The organism is Anabaena sp. TISTR 8404 (assembly GCF_056847745.1).
The window spans coordinates 1,654,543-1,676,332 of sequence record NZ_CP180578.1; the positions used below are offsets into that span (position 1 = coordinate 1,654,543).

The following is a 21,790-nucleotide window of genomic DNA, read 5'->3' on the forward strand; positions in this document are numbered from 1 at the left end:
AGGCTGAAATGTTTTTAATCGTGTTCTAACCAACAGTTTAAGACGGTAAGGCGGGATAATGCATCGGATAAATGCTAAATCAGTCGGATGGAATCAGTCAGAAGGTTTAATTTTTGTAGAACAAACTCCAGCGCCGTATGTGTTTATTACGGCTGCCGATACTGACATTCAAACTTTGGCAGCAGCAGTTACCAAATTACCGACAAATTTCCCTGCATTAAGAGTCGCTAACTTATTGCAGTTACAACAACAAATCAGTATTGATACATATAGCGAACAAGTTTTGGAACTTGCCGAGGTAATTATTTTACGTCTTTTAGGCGGACGTGCATACTGGGCTTACGGTTTAGAAGTGGTGCAGGAAATTGTACAACGTAAGGGTACAACCTTAATTGTAATGCCAGGAGATGATGCGCTTGACCCGGAATTAGTTTCTCAATCTACCGTCTCTGTAGAGATTGTTAACCAAGTATGGCAATATTTCAACGAAGGTGGTGTTAACAATTTCGTTAATGCTTTGAAATTTATTGCTGATACTTGCTCAAACACATCCTTTAATCCCCTACCTCCGCAAATTGTTCCCCGTGTGGGTTTGTATGAATGGAGAGAAGAGGCAGGGGAGCAAGGGGAAAATTTTACTATAAGTTCTTCTCATCTGCCCCCTGCTCCCTGCCCTCCATCCAATTCCCAACTCCCCAAAGTCGGCATTCTCTTCTACCGCGCTCATTATCTATCGGGAAATACTAAGGTGATTGATGCTTTATGTACAGCCTTAGTACAGAGAAACTTGCAACCAATTCCAGTTTTTGTTTCTTCGCTACGTGACCCCAGCGTTCAAGATGAATTAAACAAATTTTTTCAACCCAAAGATGCAGAACAAATCGCCATACTTTTGAATACCACTAGTTTTTCCCTAGCGCGTTTAGATACGGAAACACCCCAAACCGACCTGTGGCAAAAATTAGATGTGCCAGTGTTACAAGTAATCCTGAGTGGCGGTGCAGTTGAGCAGTGGGAGTTGCAGCCCCAAGGGTTATCGCCCCGTGATATCGCTATGAATGTGGCGTTACCAGAGGTAGACGGAAGAATTATTAGCCGTGCTGTATCTTTTAAAGCTTTGCAAACACGCAATCCAGACATAGAAACAGATGTCGTCGTTTATAAACCAGTGAGCGATCGCATTGAATTTGTCGCGCAACTGGCTGCTAATTGGGTACGCCTACGTTCTAAGCCACCCCAAGAACGGCGCATCGCTCTGATTTTGGCTAACTATCCTAACCGCGACGGTCGCCTTGCCAACGGAGTAGGTTTAGATACACCAGCTAGTTGTATAGAAATTCTTAAAGCTATGCAACTTGCTGGCTATCAAATAGATAATTTACTTGCTGATGGCAACGAGTTAATTCAACGCCTGACAGATGGCGTAACCAATGACCCAGAAGCTAGAGAGTTGCGTCCAGTAAATCAAAGTGTAACTGGTGAAGAGTATCGAGAATATTTTCTTTCATTACCGGAATCAGTAAAACAAGGTATTAATGAACGTTGGCAATTAGGGCATGAACAAGAGTATCCAATTCCCGGAATTCAATTAGGAAACATTTTCATAGGCATTCAACCAGCTCGGGGTTATGATATTGACCCTAGTTTGAATTATCACGCCCCGGATTTAGAACCAACCCATGCTTATTTAGCTTTTTATTACTGGGTAAGAGAATGCTTTGGTGCTGATGCTGTGGTACACGTCGGCAAACATGGCAACCTGGAATGGCTACCTGGGAAAAGTTTGGCTTTATCGAGTAATTGTTATCCCGAAGTTGCTTTCGGTGCAATGCCCCATCTGTACCCGTTTATTGTCAACGATCCTGGGGAAGGTTCTCAAGCCAAACGCCGCGCCCAAGCAGTGATTATCGACCACCTGACACCACCAATGACCCGTGCAGAATTGTATGGTGCATTGCAACAGTTAGAAAATTTAATTGATGAATTTTACGAAGCCGAAAGTTTAGACCCTTCAAGATTACCAGCCATTCGCGATCGCATCCGTGAACTAGTCATCAAAGAAAACCTCCACTTAGACTTAGGACTAGAAAACAAAGAAGCAATCTTCAACTTCGAGTTATCAATATTAAACTCATTAGATGGCTATCTATGCGAACTCAAAGAAGCTCAAATCCGCGACGGCTTGCATATTTTTGGGCAATGTCCCCAAGGTAGACAACTGCGAGACTTAGTAGTTGCGATCGCCCGCATCCCCAACCGCCATTCCATCGGTATTACCCGCGCCCTAGCCCAAGCCTGGGGAATAGACATAGACCCACTTACAGATGAATTTAGTTCCTTCTTCAATCCTTCCAAATCACTCTCCGCGCCTCCGCGCCTCTGCGTGAAAATAAAATCCTGCCGCACCATCGGCGATGTTGTCGAACTTTTAGAACAACACGCCACCGAACTAGTAGAACAACTAATAACTCAGCACTCAGCAACGCCAGTTCGCTCAAGTCGGGAAACCCGCCCAAGCGACTGGCTCCTCAGCACTCAGCAACGCCAGTTCGCTCAAGTCGAGCCACTGCGTTGCGGGGGTTCCCCCCGTTGTAGCAAGTGGCGTGGGAAACCCGCCCAAGCGACTGGCTCCTCAGCACTCAGCACTACCCTAGACTGGATAAACACCAAACTCCTCCCCTCTCTCCAACAAACCCCCGCCGAAATTACAAATTTACTCCACGGACTTGATGGCGGATATGTCCCCAGTGGTGCTTCCGGCGCACCCACACGCGGTAGACCAGAAGTCCTACCCACAGGCAAAAACTTTTACTCAGTAGATATCCGAGCCTTACCCACCGAAACAGCTTGGGATGTTGGCAGAAAAGCTGCTGAGAACTTAATTGAATCTTATACACAAGAGCATGGTGAGTATCCCAAAACACTGGGCTTGTCTTTGTGGGGTACGGCTACTATGCGGACTGGTGGTGATGACATCGCTGAAGCCTTGGCTTTGTTGGGTGTGCGTCCTGTGTGGGATGGTGCAGCGCGACGAGTTGTAGATTTTGAAATTTTACCCTTGTCGATTTTGGGTCGTCCGCGTGTGGATGTCACCTTAAGAATTTCTGGATTTTTCCGAGATGCTTTCCCCAACTTAATTGATTTATTCGAGCAAGCAGTGACAGCAGTTGCGGCCTTGGATGAACCTCCAGACGAAAATCCCTTAGCAGTGCAAGTTCAGCAAGATACAGAGTATTGGATAGCACAAGGTTTAACACAACAAGAGGCAACAGCGCGATCGCATTATCGCATTTTTGGCTCACAGCCAGGTGCTTACGGTGCGGGACTCCAAGGTTTAATTGAATCGCAAAACTGGAATGATGAGCAAGATTTAGCCCGTGCTTTTATCAACTGGAGTTGTTATGCCTACACTAGTGCTAGTTTTACCCAAGAACAAAAAGGACTGACAGGAATTGCTGCACCAGAAGCATTTCAGCAGCGTTTACAACAAATGCAAATTGTTTTGCACAACCAAGACAACCGCGAACACGACTTGCTTGATTCTGATGATTATTATCAATTTCAAGGTGGTTTAACGGTTGCCGCCCGTTCTCTGCAAGGCAAAAATCCGCAAATTTACTTTGGTGACAATTCTATTCCAGCTAATCCACGGATTCGCAAACTCAAAGAAGAAATTGCGCGAGTATATCGTTCGCGCGTAATTAATCCTAAGTGGATTGCTGGAGTTATGCGTCACGGTTATAAAGGTGCATTTGAAATGTCAGCAACCGTTGATTTTTTGTTTGCCTACGATGCCACGACCAAATGCGTAGAAGACCATATGTATCAAGGGATAGCAGATTCTTATTTATTTGATACAACTGTTTCAGGATTTATTCAGTACAATAATCCTCATGCGTTGCGTGATATTGCTGAAAGATTACTTGAAGCACACCAGCGTGGTTTATGGGAAAATGTGGATACACTGACACTAGATAATTTAAGAAATTTAGTACATCAAGCCGAAGCAGCCATCGAAGAAAAATATATTCCAGACAAATAAAATGGTGTAGGAATCAACTATGGACAACCTTGCATATTTGCACCTAGCTTTCGCCTATGAAGATTGTGAATCCAGTGATTTGGTATCGCTGAGTGCTTTGTTAGACAAAGCAGCTGCACCAGACTGGAGTAAGCTTTCTGGTAAGGCTTGGAAGTATATGTTACCTCTGGCGCTTACCTTGTCTATTCTCAGTAGTGTCAATAGTGTCTTGGCTCTAGAAAGAGGTGATCAAGGCCCTTCTGTCAGAAATCTGCAACAAAAACTGCAACAAGCAGGTTTTTATCAAGCTCCCATCACCCAAGTTTATGATTTTCCCACAGAAGAAGCTGTCAGACGCTTCCAAAAAGCAGCAGGTTTACCAATTGATGGTGTAGTGGGGGCAACTACACTGCAAAAATTAGATAACTGGCGGAAATCATCTGCAAGTAGCCCAGATAAAAAACCAACAGTTGTGCGTACATCTCAAACAACTAGGGTTGCGCCTGCTAGTACACCAGCCAAAAAATCTAGGGTTGCAGCTGCTAGTACATCAACCACAAGAACTACTACCCAAACTGCCAAGCGCAGCAATTCCCAATACCTGATGAAAGGTGATGAAGGGGAAGAAGTGAAAATTCTGCAAGAACGCTTGCGGGTAGCAGGTTATTACTACGGTAATTCCACAGGTATCTTTGGCCCCATTACCGAAGAATCTGTTAAGCGTTTCCAAGAAGCTTATAAACTAGACGTGGATGGAATTGTTGGCCCAGCAACTCTGAGCAAACTGCCAGCCAGGGGAGTAGGTTTTGGCGAAGATACTCCACCAAAAAAAGCAGCTGATAGAGACAATCTGCGCATGGGCGATCGCGGTGAAGCAGTTAGAGTTCTGCAAGAACAATTAATCAAAGCTGGATATTTACAGGGAGAGCCAAATGGCTACTTTGGTTCTTACACTTCCGATGCTGTACGTCGCTTCCAAGGGGACAACTACTTAGCAGTAAGTGGTATTGCTGGCCCTACTACTAGAGCTAAATTATACAGCAAGGTGAATAATGCACCTAAGAGTGACTTTAGTGTGTTAGAGATTCAACGACGGTTGCGAGACAAGGGCTTTTATAAAGGAAAGCTCAACGGTGTCTTGGCAGATGATACAAGAAAAGCTATTAAGCAAGCCCAAGAATTTTACGGTATCAGTCTCAGTGATATTAGAAGCGGACGCTTTTAACATCCGCTTAGGTTCGTCAATGTGAATCCCCAATAGGTTACTTCCCTCCGATAACTCTGCCAATTTTAGATTTTTTGGTTCATCCAAAATCCAAAATTGATGTGAGTGCATTCCTTTAGTTACCCTGCCCCAATGCTACAGTGGCATTAATGCCCGTTGGCACTTGGGGCATACTGCATGAATTGTCATTTGACAGTCGAGCAAATGAAATCCTTCTTTTTGAGCAGTTTTCGCACCAATTTTTAAAATCGAATCGTTTTTAAATTCAATAGTTGTGTTGCAGCGAACACAGATCAAATGGTGGTGATGATGGGGGTAGGGCTGGTTGAGTTCGTAATGTTTATGCCCCTCTCCCAATTCTAATTCCCGCAAAATTCCCATGCGTGCCATCAGCTTCAATGTCCGGTAGATAGTTGAGAGACTGATGCCTTCACCGTCGGTTTCTAATCGATGATACAGATCCTCTGCACTGAGGTGTTCACCTTGCGGAAGTTCTTGAAAAATGTGTAAAATTATTTCGCGCTGGGGTGTTAAACGCCAACCTCTTTCGTTTAATTCTGCTTTGAGTGAAGTAGTTGTGTAGACTGTCATACTAATTTTTCTCAACAAAGCCTATTAGTTGAGAATATAACAAATGTTGTGAGCAATTTGCAACAATCGTAGCTTATTGACAATATTTGTTAAATGCCCAAACTTTGTTAATGAAACTCGTAAGGCAATGCTAGAGTAGCGATCGCCATCCTCAAGCTATCTTGATAAGTAGGGAACCAAGATTAAGTTTTCCTAGCTGCAAAAGATTGCTTATAAGCTTGAAAAAGATTCTAGCCGAAGCGATCAAAACAATTTTTTACAAAATAAATAAGTCTAAAGTCAACAATCCATAGTTGGATGTTTGTTTGCTATTGACCATTGACTCTTGACCATTGACTCTTGACTAACTTAGAGACTCTAAATAGTCACGGATGAGGTTACGGCGCTTGGGTTGGCGCAGCTTTTGCAAAGCTTTAGATTCAATTTGGCGTACCCGTTCCCGTGATAAATCAAGAGCGCGTCCGATTTCGGCTAAAGAGTAAGGATGACCATCAGCTAAACCAAACCGCATCAGAATTACATCTCGTTCGCGGCTAGTTAAATCAGCTAACAGATTTTGCAAGTCTCTTTGTAAAGATTCTCGCATTAACATTTCTTCTGGAGTAACGCTATCGGTTTCTAGCAATTCTCCTAACTCTGTATCTTTATCTTTACCGACTTTGGTTTCTAAAGAAACAGAACGGGGAACTCTCAACAACACTTCTCTAACTTGAGATGGTGTCATTTCTAATTCAATTGCCAAGTCTTCTAAGGTAGGAGTCCGACCTTTTTCTTGAGCAATTTTACGTTGCGCTTTTTTAATTTTGTTTAATTTTTCTGTAATATGGACGGGTAGGCGAATTGTGCGACTAGAAGTAGCGATCGCTCTTGTAATCCCTTGACGAATCCACCAGTAAGCATAGGTACTAAAGCGATAACCTTTAGTCGGGTCAAACTTTTCTACAGCTCTTTCTAAACCAAGAGTTCCTTCTTGGACTAAATCCAATAATTCCAAACCACGATTTTGATATTTCTTAGCAACAGAAACCACAAGACGTAGGTTCGCCTTGATCATGTGTTCTTTGGATTGGAGTCCTTGAGACTGAATTTGCTCTAGTTCTTCTACTGTAATCTTGGCAATTTCAGCCCAACGGCGTTTGCCTTCAGACAAAATCGGCTTGAGATCCGACACCTGCACACCCGCAGTAGAAGCCCATCTTTCCAAAGAGGGACGATGGCCAAGTTCAGATGCTAAACGTTCTTGAACTTCTATTAATCGTAGATAGGGCGCAACTACAGCATCTCCTTGCTTAGCAGCATTGGCAAGTACTGTCCGCATCCGTAAGTAGCGCTGAACTTTTTGAGCTTCTGAAACTTCTTCATCACGACCCAACAACCGGACTCGGCCAATTTCCTGAAGATATAGACGTACTAAATCTGTACTACGACGGTTAGTATTGGCTCCAAAACTAGCAGGGTCAACAGAAATTATCTCCAGATCTTGGAGATCCTCGACTGACAAATCACCGTCGTCAACCGTGAGATCTGGGTCTAAAACCTGGCGGGACTTTTGGGAATTGTAGGCGGCATCCGGGTAAAAAGATGTTGCTGGCATAGTCTCAATGGCTCCAGGTAACAATAGATTGAGGTCAGCTAATCAAAATCAACTGTTGCTATTGTTCCCGTGATTCTAGATGAAATAACACGGTAGAGGATTCCAATACAATTTTTTTTCAAAAATCGCACTAGTGTTTCCAACATTAATGCCGAAATCCTTCGGCCGCTGAACATTTTGATTGAACCAATAGCTATTCAAATCTACAGATAGGCTTTAATTTCTGAGCTACCTAGTCAGCATTTCAACTTAATAAGTATTAAATGTTACTTTTCTAACTGTTTTAAACATCTTTCAGTAAAGTTATGTTTAACATCTGGTTAGTCATATCTACATGGCTATGAAAGTAATTTCCTGACGATTTAGTATTTTTTGTCTAAGGATTTTTAGGGAATTTGTGAAGGTAAAAAGAAAAGCAAGTGAAGTATGAAGTATGAAATTTCATTCTTCAGCCTCCTGCCTTCTGCCTTTTTACTTTTGACTTACTCAGTGGTACTCTGGCTTGATGTTCCGCAACATCAGTTCATCCAGTGCTTGTTGAGGAGTAACTTCACCTTGAAGTAAGCGATAAACTTGCTCAGTAATTGGCATATAAATATTTTGTTGCTTGGCTAATTGCATCAAAACTTGGCAAGTGTTGACTCCTTCAGCGGTTCCTGGCAAATTAGCCAGAATATTTGTCAGAGTTTTACCACAAGCCATTTGATAGCCGACTTGGTAGTTACGACTCAAAGGACTATTGCAGGTGGCTAACAAATCTCCCAGACCTGACAAACCATAAAAAGTTTCCGTTTTCGCACCTAAAAAATTGCCGATGCGAACCATTTCTGTAAGTCCACGGGTGACTAAAGCAGCTTTGGCGTTGGTTCCCAATTGTAAGCCATCACAGACACCAGCTGCGATCGCCATCACATTCTTGAGTGTTCCCCCTAATTCCACACCCAGAGGATCAGGATTTGTATAAACTCGGAAACGCGGTGAAGAAAATACCAACTGCACTGTTTCAGCCGCAGTGGAGATGTTGCTGGCTACGACAGTTGCAGCTGGTAATGATTGTTGAATTTCTTCTGATAAATTCGGTCCAGACAACACAACTACTGCATGGTCAGGAAATGCGGCTTGCCAAATTTGCGATGGCGTAGCAGTAGTTTGTGGATCTAAGCCTTTTGTTGCGGTGACAAAAATTGTTTCTGGGGAAAGAGGGCAAGATTGTACTTGCAAAGCAACATCTCTTACCCCTTTCATGGAAATAGCAGATAGCACTATTTGAGCATCTTGGAGAACAGCTTCTAGAGTTTCTGCACCATGACGCGACCATAGTCGTACCCTGTGACCATTGGCCGCTGCTAGATTTGCTAAAGCTGTACCCCAAGCACCTGCACCCAAAATTGCAATGGTAGTTTCTTGCACCGCTGTCAATACCACTTAATAACGAATCAAAACTAATCAGCACTCAGCACTTTTCGTGGATAGCGTTCCATTAACTCCCTGACTTGTTCTGCATGATATGAACTTCTGGTCAGTGGAGAAGAAACGACTTGTAAAAATCCTAGTTCTTCACCAAAAGCTTGCCAAGCAGCGAATTGTTCTGGAGTCACAAATTTATCAACTTGCAGATGTTTTTGACTGGGTTGGAGATATTGTCCAATTGTTAAAATGTCACAATCGACGGCGCGTAAGTCTTGCATAACTTGGCGGATTTCGCTATCAGTTTCGCCAAGTCCGACCATGATTCCCGATTTGGTATAGACCCAAGGTGCAATTTGGCGCGATCGCTGCAATAATTCGAGTGTGCGATCATATTTTCCTTGGGGACGCACCCGACGATAAAGGCGGGGAACTGTTTCTGTATTATGGTTAACTACCTCTGGACTTGCTTGCAAAATTATTGCTAAAGCATCCCAATTACCACACAAATCAGGAATTAATACCTCAATTGTGGTATGAGGAGAGACACTACGCACCGCTGTAATGCACTCTACAAACTGAGAAGCACCACCATCGGGTAAATCATCTCGGTTTACAGAAGTAATGACTACATGATTAAGTCTCATGCGGCGCACTGCTTCTGCTAATCTTGCTGGTTCTGTAGGGTCTAAAGGTTTTGGTTTTTTCTCAAAATCAATATCACAGTAAGGACAAGCACGGGTACAAGCTGGCCCCATAATCAAAAACGTGGCAGTACCGGCATTAAAGCACTCACCAATATTCGGACAGGACGCTTCCTCGCAAACCGTATTGAGTGCTAAATCCCGCAAAATTTCTTTAACGTTACCGACGCGCTCCCATTGAGGCGCTTTAACTCGCAACCAGTCTGGCTTTACAGTCACAATCCGCTTTTACCACTGAAAGTTATACAAATCTAATCCTAGCAAGCAAAGCTCTTGGTGAAGACATCATATATATAGTTATTGGTCATTTGTTATTTGTCCTAACTTTAAATATCCGAGGGCGGGAAAATACTAGTCTTTTATGCAAGGCTGGTGAAACTTGCTTTATCAGGACTGCCTTCTGCCGCTCATATCTTTACTTTCTTTTTCAAGACATTTGTGGTATATTTAAAAGGCGATACTGTTTTTTAGCGGGATGTAGCGCAGCTTGGTAGCGCACTTCGTTCGGGACGAAGGGGCCGCTGGTTCGAATCCAGTCATCCCGATACTTAGCTTTTGTACAGTTTTAATAAGAATTAGGCGTAGACTAAAGGATTTGCTTCCTACTTCAGGGAACTTTTTTGTTATTTACTAGGTCTACGATCATGCATTTTATGCTTTATAGCTATTAAGTTTAAAGAGTAAATACTTCTCAAGTCAAGTTTAAATATCCTTCAAAAGAAATATTGACTTGGGACTACTCAATTTGAAATACTTTACTATTTGACAGACAAAATTAAGAATATACCCGCTTCTTTACTCTATGTATACTTGTAGTTGATTTTGTCTTTTCATCATCAAAAATATTAATTTATTGATGAGTAAAACTTGTTATTCATGAGTAATACTTAACTCATCATAGATGCATATATTACTTAAATATGCGGCTGAATTGCTGTAAACTAAGGTATTGCAAGACTATGAGATAAATTAGGATACTAGTCCTGTGTTATTCCTTTATATTACTTCATGATTACTTTATAAAGTTAGGCATATTTAAAATAATGGATGAAGATATCATTGATACGCAATAGTAATTTCCACAATGGTGATATAAAGTATTATTAGTTTAACCAAGAAAAAAATCAGTAATTCTACTAGAAGAATGCCCCCAAAATTAAGTTCATTGGAAAACATTAGTGTAGTAGCCTCAAAGGAACAAATTTGTTCGGAATTACAAGGAGAGGTGGTCATACTTGATATCAAATCTGGTGCTTACTATGGGCTGAATCAAGTAGGAGCCAGCATATGGAATTTGATACAAACTCCAAAGACTGTCAAAGAAATTCAAGACAACATCCTCGCAGAATATGAAGTAGACGCAGAGGTATGTAAACGTGATATCTCAACTTTACTAGAAGACTTAGCAGCTAAAGAATTGATAGAAATTAAGAATGAAGCGTCTGCTTAAATTACTGCAACTCACTAACAGCGATCGCAAATTTTTGTTGAATACGTTCGTTTTGCTGGGATTAGTTCGGCTAGGAATGCGGTTACTATCATTTAATACTTTAAGAAAACTTATAAATAAAAATAGTCAGCCAAACCCCAGACTAAAGCCAATTTCTTTGAACAAAATTGTTTGGGCGATCAATGTTAGCACCCGCTATACACCTGGTGGAGCTAAATGTTTAGCTAGAGCCTTAACTTGCCAAGTGCTGATGACTCGTTATGGATACTCACCAGAATTACGTATCGGAGTGGTGAAAGGTGAAGCAGGAAATTTAGAAGCTCATGCTTGGATAGAAACTCAAGGAAAAGTTGTCATCGGCTACCTTCCCGATCTTTCGCGTTTTACTTTATTGCCGTCTTTTTCAGGGATATAAATCATGAGCGGTATAGTTGGCATTTACAATCTAGATAGTCAGCCAGTTGAACGGCAAAAACTGGCTTTGATGGTAGATGCGATCGCTCATCGGGGGCCAGACGGCGCAGATATATGGTGTTCTGGCTCAATTGGCTTGGGTCATCGGATGTTATGGACAACGCCAGAATCACTGCTAGAGAGATTGCCTTTAGTCAACGCAGCAGGAGACATAGCCATCACCGCCGACTTACGCATAGATAACCGCGATGAACTAATCTGTGCGTTGCAATTTGACAACTTACCACCAGAAAAAATCACTGATACAGACTTAGTACTGGCTGCTTACGAGAAATGGGGTGAGCAATGTCCCGAACATCTGCTTGGTGATTTTGCCTTTGCGATTTGGGATAGTAAGAAGCAGATATTATTCTGTGCCAGAGATCACATGGGCGTGAAGCCTTTTTACTACTACCATAAACCGGGAAAACTTTTTACCTTTGGTTCAGAAATCAAAGCACTTTTGAGTCTAGAAGCAGTCACACGCAAACTGAATGAAGTCAAAGTAGGTGACTTTCTAGCATCAATTTTGCAAGACCAGTCAATTACTTTCTATGAAGACATCTTCCGTTTGCCTCCGGCTTGCTGGATGTCTGTGAGTCCCAAAGGCATCAAAATTAGTTCCTATTGGTCGCTTGACCCCCATCGGGAACTGCGGCTCAATTCTGATGAAGAGTATGCAGCAGCTTTGCAAGACATCTTTGCCGAAGCGGTGCGGTGTCGGCTGCGGAGTGCCTTTCCCATAGGTTCTCATCTTAGTGGTGGTTTAGATTCGTCGGCTGTCACTTCTATGGCCAGACATGTGTTGGCGCAAGCAGGCGATAATCGGCCATTGCACACCTTTTCAAATATTTTTGATGCCTATCCTGAAGCTGACGAACGTCCTTTTATTGAGTCTGTCACAGAGCAAGGTGGGATGATTCCCCACTTTGTCCATGCTGACCAAAAAGGCCCATTATCAGATTTGGATAAAATCTTTCAATACCAAGATGAAGTTGTTCCTGCACCTACCCATTTTTTGATTTGGGGACTAAACGATGCAGCGGCAAATGCTGGAGTTAGAGTAGTTTTAGATGGTTTTGACGGGGATAATACCATATCTCACGGCGAAGGCTATCTAGTGGAATTAGCTAGAAAGGGCGACTGGGCAACTTTCGCGCGAGAAACTCTAGAGTTATATAACTTGTTAGGTAGTTCCCAACGCCAAACTTTAGAAAACTACGGTTTACCTTATTTGACAGAACTGGCGCGTAAAGGGAAGTTGTTCAAGTTTGTACAAGAGGTGAATCGTCTCACAAAATATTTTAGAATTTCAAAGCGATCGCTATTTCTGCGTCAAGGTTTAAAACCTTTATTGCCTGAATTTATCACCTCAGCAATTAGTTCCTTACGCTCAAAAGGCGAACCTGAAGATGAATCCTTGATTAATCCTCGCTTTTTCCACCGTATTGGACTGAAAAAACGCATTCAAACCCTGAAAAAATCCAGCAAAATTCACCCACCTACAGAAAGAGAACTGCATCACCGTTACATTACCGCAGGTATATTGACTCAAGGTCTAGAAATTATCGACCATTATGGGGCTGCCTTTGGTTTAGATTACCGTCATCCATATATGGATAAACGGTTAATCGAGTTTTGCTTATCTTTACCACCAGAGCAGAAGCTGAATCAAGGATGGTCTCGCTTGGTGATGCGCCGTGCTATGCGTGGCATCTTACCAGAGAAAGTGCGATCACGCCGCGATAAATCAGATATGTCCCCTAGTTTTGTCTATGGCTTGTTGAACCACAACAGAGGAGTTTTAGATGAATTTATCCAAAATCATCTCAGTAATATTAACGACTATGCAAATACCAACACAGTAAATCAAATCTATGAACAACTAACTTCGCCCAATAGTAAATTTAATCACCAGCAAAGCTCTATAGACTTATTGCTCTGGAAAGCAGCCATGTTAGCCTTATGGCTCAATCATGCTCAACCAGAACGTTAAACTTCATTATCTTTATATGTACTTTTATTAAAAATGGGTATAAGTACGTTTTCAGTGCAACTACCCAGATTCACAAAACACAACACACAACATTGAGGAAAACCACAATGAAGAAAACCTACTCTGCACCAAAACTAACCAGCCACGGTTCCGTCAACACAGTGACCGCTGTAACCCAAGATCATACCCGTACAGACACATTGTTTGGCCCTCCTGGTGGTACTACCCCCATCGGCTCTGATCAAGGTTCATTAGATGCTTGTATCATCCGTCCTAATACCAACAATTGTTTCTAAGCTGTAATCCCAGAGTTAATTAGGATGCTGTCGCTGAGTTAACTATTTCCAAAGCACCCAGCATTTAGCATCCATGTAACTCTAAGATATAGCTTTTGGGAATAAGCTACAGCTTGATGTACAAAAGTTATCAACTGTAGCTATTTCCTCGAAATCACTTAGTGTGGTGACAGAAAGTACCGTATTCAACCCAACAGTAACATTTAGGAGGCTTAACATGAAAAGAGCTTACCAAGCACCAAAGTTAATTAATCATGGTTCCGTCAACACAGTTACACAAATAAGTAACGATACTAGTAGGAAAGATACTCTGTTTGGCCCTAATGGTACGTCTACTACTGCCCAAGGCTCACTAGATGCCTGCATTATCCGTCCTGGAACAAGCACCTGTCTATAGTTAGCATTCTGACAATTTCAGCGATGCGCTTGCTGAGTTAACTTTTATTTGAGTAATCAGCACGCAGCATTATAGTGTGTTCTCAATGTAGCTTCGGCTGATTACCTTTATTAGTGGTGAGGAAATTACCAGCTTTTGCAGCCTTTTCCTTGATAATTGCCTTTGAACAATCTTTACTACCTCAAATTTTGCCAGAAGGCGAGAAGCATCACAGCAAGATTATGAAAAAAGCTTACTCTACACCAAAACTTACTAACCACGGTGATATTAGTGCAATTACAAACATCACAGGGGGTGGTACTCGTCAAGATGTTTTATTTGGCCCACCTAATGGTTCTACACCCATTCTTAGTGGCCTTGGTTCGGCTGACAATGCTTGTGTAATTAAACCAGGGACAAAAGTCTGTTTGTAATTAGCAACTTTTACTATCAGTTACATTTGAAATTTACATTTTCTCTTCATATCTCACTTACCAAAAAACTTTCTCATCAAATCTTTCACTTAGTTAAGGGTGAATAATTAAGGTGTTTATTTACTCCGCCTACAATCTTTGTATACACTCTCAATTGCCTTTACCTGAACTTATAGCTGCAAATGACCAGCTAGATAATAAAACACAAATACCAGATATTATTATTCATATTAGAAAATTAACAGACTCTGATTTCGATTTAGTAGATGGTGGAAATTACTTTTTAGGAAGTTCTTCTATTGACGGTTTAGATGTAGGCAAATTCTTTGTTCAAAATGGCAGCCAAATAATTATAGAACCAGTTCCAGAAGCCGAAGAAGGCTTAGTTCGTTCGATGATATTGGGATCTGCAATACCAGTATTACTGAGACAGCGAGGGCTTTTGGTGTTGCACGCCAGTTGTGTGAGTATCAACGGTGAGGCTGTAGCTTTTTTGGGCAATTCTGGCTGGGGTAAATCAACCTTGGCTAGTGCTTTTTATCAACAGGGTTACGGTTTACTAACGGATGATGTACTGGCTATTCAAGTGGAAGGTGATTATCCCATCACTTTTCCCTCTTACCCCAATGTCAGACTGTTGTCTGATTCTGCATCATCTCTAGGATATGACTTTGATAATTTATCTGTAGTTCATTGTGCGTGTCCCAAACGAAATAATCTTTTGAGTGAAGGATTTAGCCAATTACCTCTACCAATCAAGCGGATATATGCTTTAGAAAATGTTGCAGCTGCTGAAAACGCAATTCAAATTCTTTCAGTGCAAGAGATCATGGTTGAATTACTCCGCCATTCTCGTGCTACAAATTTGCTAACAACGCCGGAATTTGTCAAGGCGCATTTTCAACAGTGTACAAGTTTGATGAAATCTGTACCAATTCGCCGTTTACAAAGAAAGCGTTCTTTGGCAGCACTATCAGAAATTGTGCAATTAGTTGAAACAGATATCGCTGAAAATAGCAATCAGAAATTAGATGGAAGTTATTCCTTAGCAGTAGTATAAATCTGAAGTCAGAAATTAGTAATACTCGGTTTGAACAAAGGTGATAGCAGGCATTTTAAATGTAATTATGGAACAACAAACTTTAGTTCAAAATGAAGGTCAAGTATTACTAAATCCCAATTTACCCAAAATTTATAGCACTGCCATTGACCCAGAAGCGTTGGCTCATTATAGCCAGGAACTTGGGATAGCTGACCCAAAAACGGCACTTTTGACTTTAGCAAGTGCGATCGCCAATAGTCCCGCTTGGGATAATGTACCAGAAGTCAAGTTGATTATTCGCCCTAGCCCTGAACCTGTAATTGCGGTGATGGGTTGCTTAGATGCAGCAGATGAACTTTGGGTAAAATATTTGTTGTCTACTCTCAGCAAAAGTTTATCGCGTCTACACTATGTGAGTTACAAACAAGCTGAAGAAGATTGTCAGCTATTAGCTACACAGTTACTAGAACGTTTTGGACGTGAACAATTACAGCAATTTCATTTTACGGCTGTTCCTCGCGGAGGGCTAATTATCTTAGGAATGCTGGCTTATGCTTTAAATTTGAGTTCCCATCAATTGCAACCGCCAACGTCGAGTGATATTCCTTGGGTAGTAGTGGATGATTGCGTGTTCACAGGGTCAAGACTGGGACATTTCTTACAAAGCCACACCCACTCAAAAATTATTTTTGCCCATCTTTATTCTCATCCAGAACTGCGACAAGCGATCGCCACCAAAGAACCTCAAGTTCTGGCTTGTCTGAGTGCAAGAGATTTACCAGACTACGGCGAAGAAGATTTAGGCGAACAATATCAAACTTGGAAACAGCAATCTCTCTCCCAACTTTCTGGTTCACGTTATTGGGTGGGAAAAACAGATTCTCTCTGCTTTAGTTGGAATGAACCAGACCGTTTCTTCTGGAATCCAATTTCTCAAAAAATGCAAGGTTGTTGGCGATTTCTTCCCCCAGAAATATGTCAGAAAAATCGCCTGAAATCTCCTGTTCACCCTCCCATTATCCAAATGCAAAATGAGGGTAATGGCAACATCAAACCAGGACTACACGTGATTTATGGTGAGTATGAGGAAGAAATTTTAATTGGTAATCTGAAAACACAAACAAGCTTTAGTTTAAATGGTGTGGCTGCCGATATTTGGAAATTATTGGTGGAGTATGGCAATCTCGAACAGATAGTTACCGCACTATTAAATAGCTATGAGGTTGATGAAGAATACCTCAGATCAGATGTACATACTTTTATTAATCAGTTAGATCGCCAAGGTTTGCTGAGATAATTGTGTCAAAATATTGAAATTGACCAGCGGACTCTACCTGGGCTTGTTGCAATACTAAAGTGAGATTTATGCAAGCAGGCAAAACTATCAAACAAAAAATCAACCAAACACTGCGTCTTGTACCTGCATTGCGCCTAGTATGGCAAAGTAGCCCTGGTTGGACGATCGCTCGCATAGTCTTACTTACCATTCAAGGTATATTACCAGTAATTTCAATTTATCTCTCGAAACTAATTATTGATGCAGTAGCTGCCAACCTGGGCATAGCAGACAAAACAGTAGCTTTTCGCAACGTTCTTGTTTTAATCGCCATAGCTGGTGGAGTTACTTTATTAACAACTTTAGCCAACTCCTTAACAGAACTAGTCACCACTGCCCATTCTCAACGGGTAACTGACTACATGCAAGGCATTATTAACGCCAAATCTATTGAAGCTGACTTAGAGTACTACGAAAACCCTTTATACTACGATACTCTGCAACGCGCCCAACAAGAAGCACCTTACCGACCGCCGCAAATTCTCAATCGTTTAGCACAAATTGGTCAAAATAGTATTTCCTTGGTAGCAATGATTGGTTTGTTGCTAACACTGCACTGGGGAATTATTGGGATTTTATTTGTAGCCGCACTGCCTGCAATGCTGGTGCGAATTAAATACAGTCGTGTGATGTATAATTGGCAGCGAAAATGGACACCGCTACAACGACAAGGTTTTTATTTAGCTTGGATGCTAACTTCAGACCAATTTGCTAAAGAAATTCGCTTATTTGAGTTAGGAAACTACTTTAGTAATTGGTATCTCCGCATTCGCCGAAAAATTTATCAAGAAAGCCTAAAAATTTTGACACAACGCTTTGTGGCTAACTTTGCGGCGGAAGCTATTGCTGGAGTTTTAATCTTTGCTGTTTATGCTTTCATCATCTTTCAAGCTATCAACGGTGTGCTGCGTTTGGGAGATTTAGTTCTCTATTACCAAGCACTGCAACGAGGACAGAATGATATTAAAAGTTTATTAACTAACCTTTCGGCTCTTTACGAAGATAATTTATTTCTCGGTAACCTCTACGAGTTTCTTGACCTGACACCCAGATTAATTGATGCGATAAATCCAAAACCAATACCTCGACCAATGCAAACAGGCATTGTGTTTCATAACGTCAGTTTCCAATACTCTACTACAACCCGCCAAGCACTTCATAATATCAACTTGAGCATTAAACCTGGAGAAGTAGTGGCACTGGTGGGTGAGAATGGTTCTGGAAAAACGACTTTAATTAAATTGCTGTGCCGCTTGTATGACCCAACAGATGGTAACATCACTATTGATAGTATCGATATTAGAGACTATAAAATCGCTGAATTACGCCGCGACATTAGCGTAATTTTTCAAGACTACGCTAAATATAACTTTACTGCCCAGGAAAATATTTGGTTAGCTAACATTGACTTGCCTGCGCATCGAGAAAGTATTATTGCTGCGGCGCGTCGTTCTGGTGCGGATGATGTAATTAGCAAATTGCCCAAAGGTTATGACACGATTTTGGGTAAGTTATTTGACCAAGGAGAAGAATTAAGTATTGGTCAGTGGCAAAAAATCGCCTTGGCGCGGGCATTTTTAAGAGATTCCCAGTTGATAGTTTTAGATGAACCGACTAGTGCAATGGATCCAAAAGCGGAATATGAGGTGTTTGAAAAATTCCGTCAATTGATCCAAAATCAGGCAGCAATTTTAATTAGTCATCGTTTATCTACTGTCAAAATGGCCGATCGCATTTATGTGATGGAAAACGGCACAATTATCGAAAGTGGTACTCATGATGAACTAATACAACTGGGTAGTCGTTATGCCTACTTATATGAAACTCAAGCCCAGCAATATCGTTAACGTCAGTGCAAAAGTTGCCAACCAGCTAATTAAGGTCTGTTTATGTGGATTGGCTGTAGGGAGGGGAGTAAAGAGCAAGTCAAAAATACTAGCTTTCCATCAAAATCAAACGCAGAGGGTCTAAACGCACGTACCAAGGGTAAGGTTGGTCTTTAATTTGCGCCCATTTCTCTTTGAAGACTTCGGCTTGTAGATGATAATCTTGGGGATTATTCGGGGCGGTATGTAGTTTTAAGAATAATGTCATGCGATGAGGTGTTTCACTTGTGCGTACTACCCAACAAGGAAAGCTATTTACTTGCGATGAATCATGGCAAAAGATAATTTGATGAGCGCGAATGCCAACGTGAGATAGTTTGTCAGGAATGGGTTCTAAAATTTCGAGGTGACAACCCCAATCCAGTGCTTGTATTTTTTGCACTCCTTGAACAACAGCGCGAGAAAAGTTTTTACACCCAGTTAATTGGGCAACACTTACACTAGCAGGATGCTCGAAAATCTCATATTTAGAACCGTGATGTACAGCTTGACCTTGTTCTAATACTAATAAGTTTGGGCAAACTCGGTAAGCTTCATCCATATTATGAGTAACAAATAAAGCCACACCTTGATAATTTGCCAAAGTTTCTGTCATCTGCTGTTCTAATTGACTACGCAGATGTGTATCAAGTGCAGAAAACGGCTCATCTAAAAGTAATGCTTCTGGTTGACTAGCTAAGGCTCTGGCTAAAGCTACCCGTTGTTGTTGACCGCCTGAAAGTTGGTGCGGATAGCGATCGCCTAATCCTTGCAATTGCATCGCCATTAGTTGTTCTTCTATTTCTACTCGCACACTTGATGCAGACAATCCTTTGGGTAAGCCAAAGGCTATATTTTCCGCCACTGTCATATTCGGGAACAGGGCATAATTCTGGACTAGAAAACCAATGCGGCGATCGCGGCTAGGTAGATTAATTCCTTTCTCGGAGTCAAACAAAACTCTGCCATTCAAGACTATCCGTCCTCTAGTTGGCGTTTCAATTCCGGCAATGCAACGCAAAATCATACTTTTACCTGCGCCAGATCCACCCAATAACCCCAATGTTTGCTCATTGGTACTAAAGGATACTTGCAAATGAAAACTGGGCAATTTTTTTTCAATATCTACAAACAATCCTATTTCTGAAACAGGCGCGGATACACAATAAGATTCAGCCAGTCGTCTTTCTTGTCTTCGTATTCCTGCTTCTTTGCGTCTTCCCTTCTCTCTGACTTCCTGCCAAAAATTGACTGCAATAATCCCCGATAAAGAAATTACCATAATTGCGATCGCCCAGAACCAAGCTTCATCCATTGCACCTGCTTCCACAGCAAAATAAATTGCCATTGGAATAGTCTGGGTTTGTCCGGGAATATTACCAGCCAGCATTAATGTTGCACCGAATTCACCCAAAGCACGGGCAAACGCTAAAGTTGTAGCCGCTAAAATTCCAGGTAAAGCTAAAGGTAAACTAATTCGCCAAAAGATTCTGGATTCACTTGCACCCAAGGTTCTCGCTACCCGCAGCAAATTGCCATCAATTTGTTCAAAAGCTCCTAGGGCAGTTTTATACATTAATGGAAAGGATACTACAGTCGCTGCGATCGCCGCACCATACCAAGTAAAGACAATAGTCAAGTCAAAAGGCTCCATGAGTTTACCCACAGGCCCATTCTTGCCAAAAAATAACAGCAGCAAAAAGCCGACAACGGTTGGTGGCAAAATTAAGGGTGCAACAAAGATACTTTCAATCAAAGATTTGGCTTTGCCGCGATAACTTAACATCCAATAAGCAGCAGCAATCCCGACAAAAAAAGTAATTACGGTTGCTAACAATGAAGTTTTAAGTGATATCCAAAGGGGTGACAAGTCCTGCGGCATAATTTCGTGGAACAAAATTTTTGAATTGGTATTATTAGTAGCTAAATGGCTAATGAAAATTCAGTTTGTGCTAACTTCCTGCTAAAGTAAAACCCTGTTTTTCAAATACATTTTTGGCTGCATTACTACTAGATAAAAACTGCTCAAAATCCTTAGCAGCATCGATATTTTTACTACTTTTGATGACTACAATCGGATAGACAATAGGAGAATGGCTGCTTTCTGGTGCAGTGGTTACTATTTTGACTTTTGGAGTACTTTTCGCGTCAGAAAGGTAAACTAAACCAGCATCAGCATTACCTGACTCTACATAATTGAGAGCTTGCCGTACATCTTTGGCGTAAACCACTTTACTTTTGAGTTGGTCAGCAATTTTTAACGAAGTGAGAACTTGTTGTGCGTATTGTCCCGCAGGTACACTCTTGGGTTCGCCTAACGCAACTTTCTTCACACGTGGCGAAGTTAAATCTTGCAAATTTGATATTGCTGTAGAGTTTTGTGGGGCAATTAATACTAATTGATTTTTTAATAAATCCTTGCGTGTGCCGTCAACTAACAAACCTTTTTTCTCTAGGGCATCTATTTGCTTAGTTGCTGCTGAAATGAAAACATCAACTTTTGCACCTTGTTCAATTTGTTGCTGCAAAGCACCCGATGAGCCAAAATTGTAGGCTAGGTTAACGCTTGGTTTTTCCTGAATGTAGATTGGTTTGATGGCTTCAAGTGCGTCTTTGAGACTAGCAGCTGCTGAGATAGTTAAGGTAGTTGTTTGGGCTGTGGGACTAGCAGTTGTAGCCGCGTTAGGTGTAGTTGTTTGGTTACAGCCTATAACCAACAAGCAAGAAAAAAATAGCCAGCAAGCAAAAGCTAAAATGCGTTTAGGACTCATTTGCAGTCTTTCAAGCGGTTGTTTCATTACTATGTTATTTACCAACCTAACATGGTAAAAGTTGGTATTTAGCATCAAATTATTTAACTACATAGAAATCTGGAATTTTTTAAAATTACAAACACAAAACTTTTATCTAGTAAACTGCCCAAGGCTTTGAATAGATTAATACCAAATAAGTTGGTAATTTGTAGCGATCGCTACAAACTCATCTCTATGTGTTAACGGG

At 41.4% G+C, this 21,790-nt stretch carries 17 protein-coding genes and 1 tRNA gene; 12 read left to right on the plus strand and 6 right to left on the minus strand.

Features of this window, described 5'->3' with window-relative positions; translation table 11 throughout:
- Window positions 1–58 precede the first annotated feature (58 nt).
- Entirely contained in the window at window positions 59–4,042 is a 3,984-nt protein-coding gene (cobN, locus tag ACMX3D_RS07105; RefSeq protein WP_482750734.1) for a cobaltochelatase subunit CobN, read from the plus strand.
- 19 nt (window positions 4,043–4,061) lie between these two features.
- Window positions 4,062–5,246 carry a peptidoglycan-binding domain-containing protein gene (locus tag ACMX3D_RS07110; protein WP_482750735.1) on the plus strand — a complete coding sequence of 395 codons (1,185 nt, stop codon included), beginning with the start codon at window positions 4,062–4,064 and terminating at the stop codon, window positions 5,244–5,246.
- 135 nt (window positions 5,247–5,381) lie between these two features.
- Here ACMX3D_RS07110 and ACMX3D_RS07115 read toward each other — a convergent pair whose 3' ends face one another.
- The 4 genes from ACMX3D_RS07115 to lipA all read right to left on the minus strand — a co-directional run bounded on the left by ACMX3D_RS07115 (window position 5,382) and on the right by lipA (window position 9,761).
- Entirely contained in the window at window positions 5,382–5,837 is a 456-nt protein-coding gene (locus ACMX3D_RS07115; RefSeq protein ID WP_482750736.1) for a Fur family transcriptional regulator, read from the minus strand.
- 343 nt (window positions 5,838–6,180) lie between these two features.
- The gene (gene sigC / locus ACMX3D_RS07120) at window positions 6,181–7,431 is read right to left on the minus strand and encodes an RNA polymerase sigma factor SigC (RefSeq protein ID WP_482750737.1); all 1,251 of its coding nucleotides are present in this window, start codon (window positions 7,429–7,431) and stop codon (window positions 6,181–6,183) included.
- 486 nt (window positions 7,432–7,917) lie between these two features.
- The gene (locus ACMX3D_RS07125; RefSeq protein WP_482750738.1) at window positions 7,918–8,841 is read right to left on the minus strand and encodes an NAD(P)H-dependent glycerol-3-phosphate dehydrogenase; all 924 of its coding nucleotides are present in this window, start codon (window positions 8,839–8,841) and stop codon (window positions 7,918–7,920) included.
- A gap of 32 nt (window positions 8,842–8,873) precedes the next feature.
- Window positions 8,874–9,761 carry a lipoyl synthase gene (lipA, locus tag ACMX3D_RS07130; RefSeq protein WP_482750739.1) on the minus strand — a complete coding sequence of 296 codons (888 nt, stop codon included), beginning with the start codon at window positions 9,759–9,761 and terminating at the stop codon, window positions 8,874–8,876.
- A 252-nt stretch (window positions 9,762–10,013) separates the two neighbouring features.
- Here lipA and ACMX3D_RS07135 point away from each other — a divergent pair.
- The 10 genes from ACMX3D_RS07135 (at window position 10,014) to ACMX3D_RS07180 (ending at window position 18,772) form a co-directional block, all read left to right on the plus strand.
- Window positions 10,014–10,087, plus strand: a tRNA-Pro gene (locus ACMX3D_RS07135).
- 599 nt (window positions 10,088–10,686) lie between these two features.
- The gene (locus ACMX3D_RS07140) at window positions 10,687–10,992 is read left to right on the plus strand and encodes a lasso peptide biosynthesis PqqD family chaperone (RefSeq protein ID WP_482750740.1); all 306 of its coding nucleotides are present in this window, start codon (window positions 10,687–10,689) and stop codon (window positions 10,990–10,992) included.
- The gene (locus ACMX3D_RS07145; protein ID WP_482750741.1) at window positions 10,976–11,407 is read left to right on the plus strand and encodes a lasso peptide biosynthesis B2 protein; all 432 of its coding nucleotides are present in this window, start codon (window positions 10,976–10,978) and stop codon (window positions 11,405–11,407) included. The genes ACMX3D_RS07140 and ACMX3D_RS07145 overlap by 17 nt, the downstream gene beginning before the upstream one ends.
- A gap of 3 nt (window positions 11,408–11,410) precedes the next feature.
- Complete coding sequence (locus tag ACMX3D_RS07150) at window positions 11,411–13,441, plus strand: lasso peptide isopeptide bond-forming cyclase (RefSeq protein ID WP_482750742.1); 2,031 nt, start codon at window positions 11,411–11,413, stop codon at window positions 13,439–13,441.
- A gap of 107 nt (window positions 13,442–13,548) precedes the next feature.
- On the plus strand, window positions 13,549–13,737 hold the full coding sequence (locus ACMX3D_RS07155) for a lasso peptide (RefSeq protein ID WP_482750743.1): 189 nt from the start codon (window positions 13,549–13,551) through the stop codon (window positions 13,735–13,737).
- 217 nt (window positions 13,738–13,954) lie between these two features.
- On the plus strand, window positions 13,955–14,134 hold the full coding sequence (locus tag ACMX3D_RS07160; RefSeq protein WP_482750744.1) for a lasso peptide: 180 nt from the start codon (window positions 13,955–13,957) through the stop codon (window positions 14,132–14,134).
- Window positions 14,135–14,250: 116 nt separating this feature from the next.
- Complete coding sequence (locus ACMX3D_RS07165; RefSeq protein WP_482750745.1) at window positions 14,251–14,547, plus strand: lasso peptide; 297 nt, start codon at window positions 14,251–14,253, stop codon at window positions 14,545–14,547.
- Between the two features lie 112 nt (window positions 14,548–14,659).
- Window positions 14,660–15,607 carry a serine kinase gene (locus tag ACMX3D_RS07170; protein WP_482750746.1) on the plus strand — a complete coding sequence of 316 codons (948 nt, stop codon included), beginning with the start codon at window positions 14,660–14,662 and terminating at the stop codon, window positions 15,605–15,607.
- Between the two features lie 67 nt (window positions 15,608–15,674).
- Window positions 15,675–16,886, plus strand: a complete 1,212-nt coding sequence (locus ACMX3D_RS07175) for a PqqD family peptide modification chaperone (RefSeq protein ID WP_482750747.1) — start codon at window positions 15,675–15,677, stop codon at window positions 16,884–16,886.
- Window positions 16,887–16,954: 68 nt separating this feature from the next.
- Window positions 16,955–18,772, plus strand: coding sequence for an ABC transporter ATP-binding protein (locus tag ACMX3D_RS07180; RefSeq protein ID WP_482750748.1), 1,818 nt, complete (start codon window positions 16,955–16,957; stop codon window positions 18,770–18,772).
- A gap of 88 nt (window positions 18,773–18,860) precedes the next feature.
- Here the strand turns inward: ACMX3D_RS07180 and modB are convergent, their stop codons facing one another.
- Together modB and modA are read right to left on the minus strand one after the other, a co-directional pair.
- Complete coding sequence (gene modB / locus ACMX3D_RS07185; RefSeq protein ID WP_482750749.1) at window positions 18,861–20,672, minus strand: molybdate ABC transporter permease subunit; 1,812 nt, start codon at window positions 20,670–20,672, stop codon at window positions 18,861–18,863.
- 70 nt (window positions 20,673–20,742) lie between these two features.
- The gene (gene modA, locus ACMX3D_RS07190; RefSeq protein ID WP_482752292.1) at window positions 20,743–21,561 is read right to left on the minus strand and encodes a molybdate ABC transporter substrate-binding protein; all 819 of its coding nucleotides are present in this window, start codon (window positions 21,559–21,561) and stop codon (window positions 20,743–20,745) included.
- Between the last annotated feature and the right edge of the window lie 229 nt (window positions 21,562–21,790).

Bases quoted from the DNA above. Each gene is read 5' to 3' on its own strand.
- ACMX3D_RS07160 (WP_482750744.1), top strand. From the start codon at position 13,955: ATGAAAAGAGCTTACCAAGCACCAAAGTTAATTAATCATGGTTCCGTC.
- modA (WP_482752292.1), bottom strand. From the start codon at position 21,561: ATGAGTCCTAAACGCATTTTAGCTTTTGCTTGCTGGCTATTTTTTTCT.
- modB (WP_482750749.1), bottom strand. From the start codon at position 20,672: ATGCCGCAGGACTTGTCACCCCTTTGGATATCACTTAAAACTTCATTG.
- ACMX3D_RS07150 (WP_482750742.1), top strand. From the start codon at position 11,411: ATGAGCGGTATAGTTGGCATTTACAATCTAGATAGTCAGCCAGTTGAA.
- ACMX3D_RS07140 (WP_482750740.1), top strand. From the start codon at position 10,687: ATGCCCCCAAAATTAAGTTCATTGGAAAACATTAGTGTAGTAGCCTCA.
- ACMX3D_RS07180 (WP_482750748.1), top strand. From the start codon at position 16,955: ATGCAAGCAGGCAAAACTATCAAACAAAAAATCAACCAAACACTGCGT.
- ACMX3D_RS07115 (WP_482750736.1), bottom strand. From the start codon at position 5,837: ATGACAGTCTACACAACTACTTCACTCAAAGCAGAATTAAACGAAAGA.
- ACMX3D_RS07110 (WP_482750735.1), top strand. From the start codon at position 4,062: ATGGACAACCTTGCATATTTGCACCTAGCTTTCGCCTATGAAGATTGT.
- ACMX3D_RS07155 (WP_482750743.1), top strand. From the start codon at position 13,549: ATGAAGAAAACCTACTCTGCACCAAAACTAACCAGCCACGGTTCCGTC.
- sigC (WP_482750737.1), bottom strand. From the start codon at position 7,431: ATGCCAGCAACATCTTTTTACCCGGATGCCGCCTACAATTCCCAAAAG.
- ACMX3D_RS07175 (WP_482750747.1), top strand. From the start codon at position 15,675: ATGGAACAACAAACTTTAGTTCAAAATGAAGGTCAAGTATTACTAAAT.
- ACMX3D_RS07145 (WP_482750741.1), top strand. From the start codon at position 10,976: ATGAAGCGTCTGCTTAAATTACTGCAACTCACTAACAGCGATCGCAAA.
- cobN (WP_482750734.1), top strand. From the start codon at position 59: ATGCATCGGATAAATGCTAAATCAGTCGGATGGAATCAGTCAGAAGGT.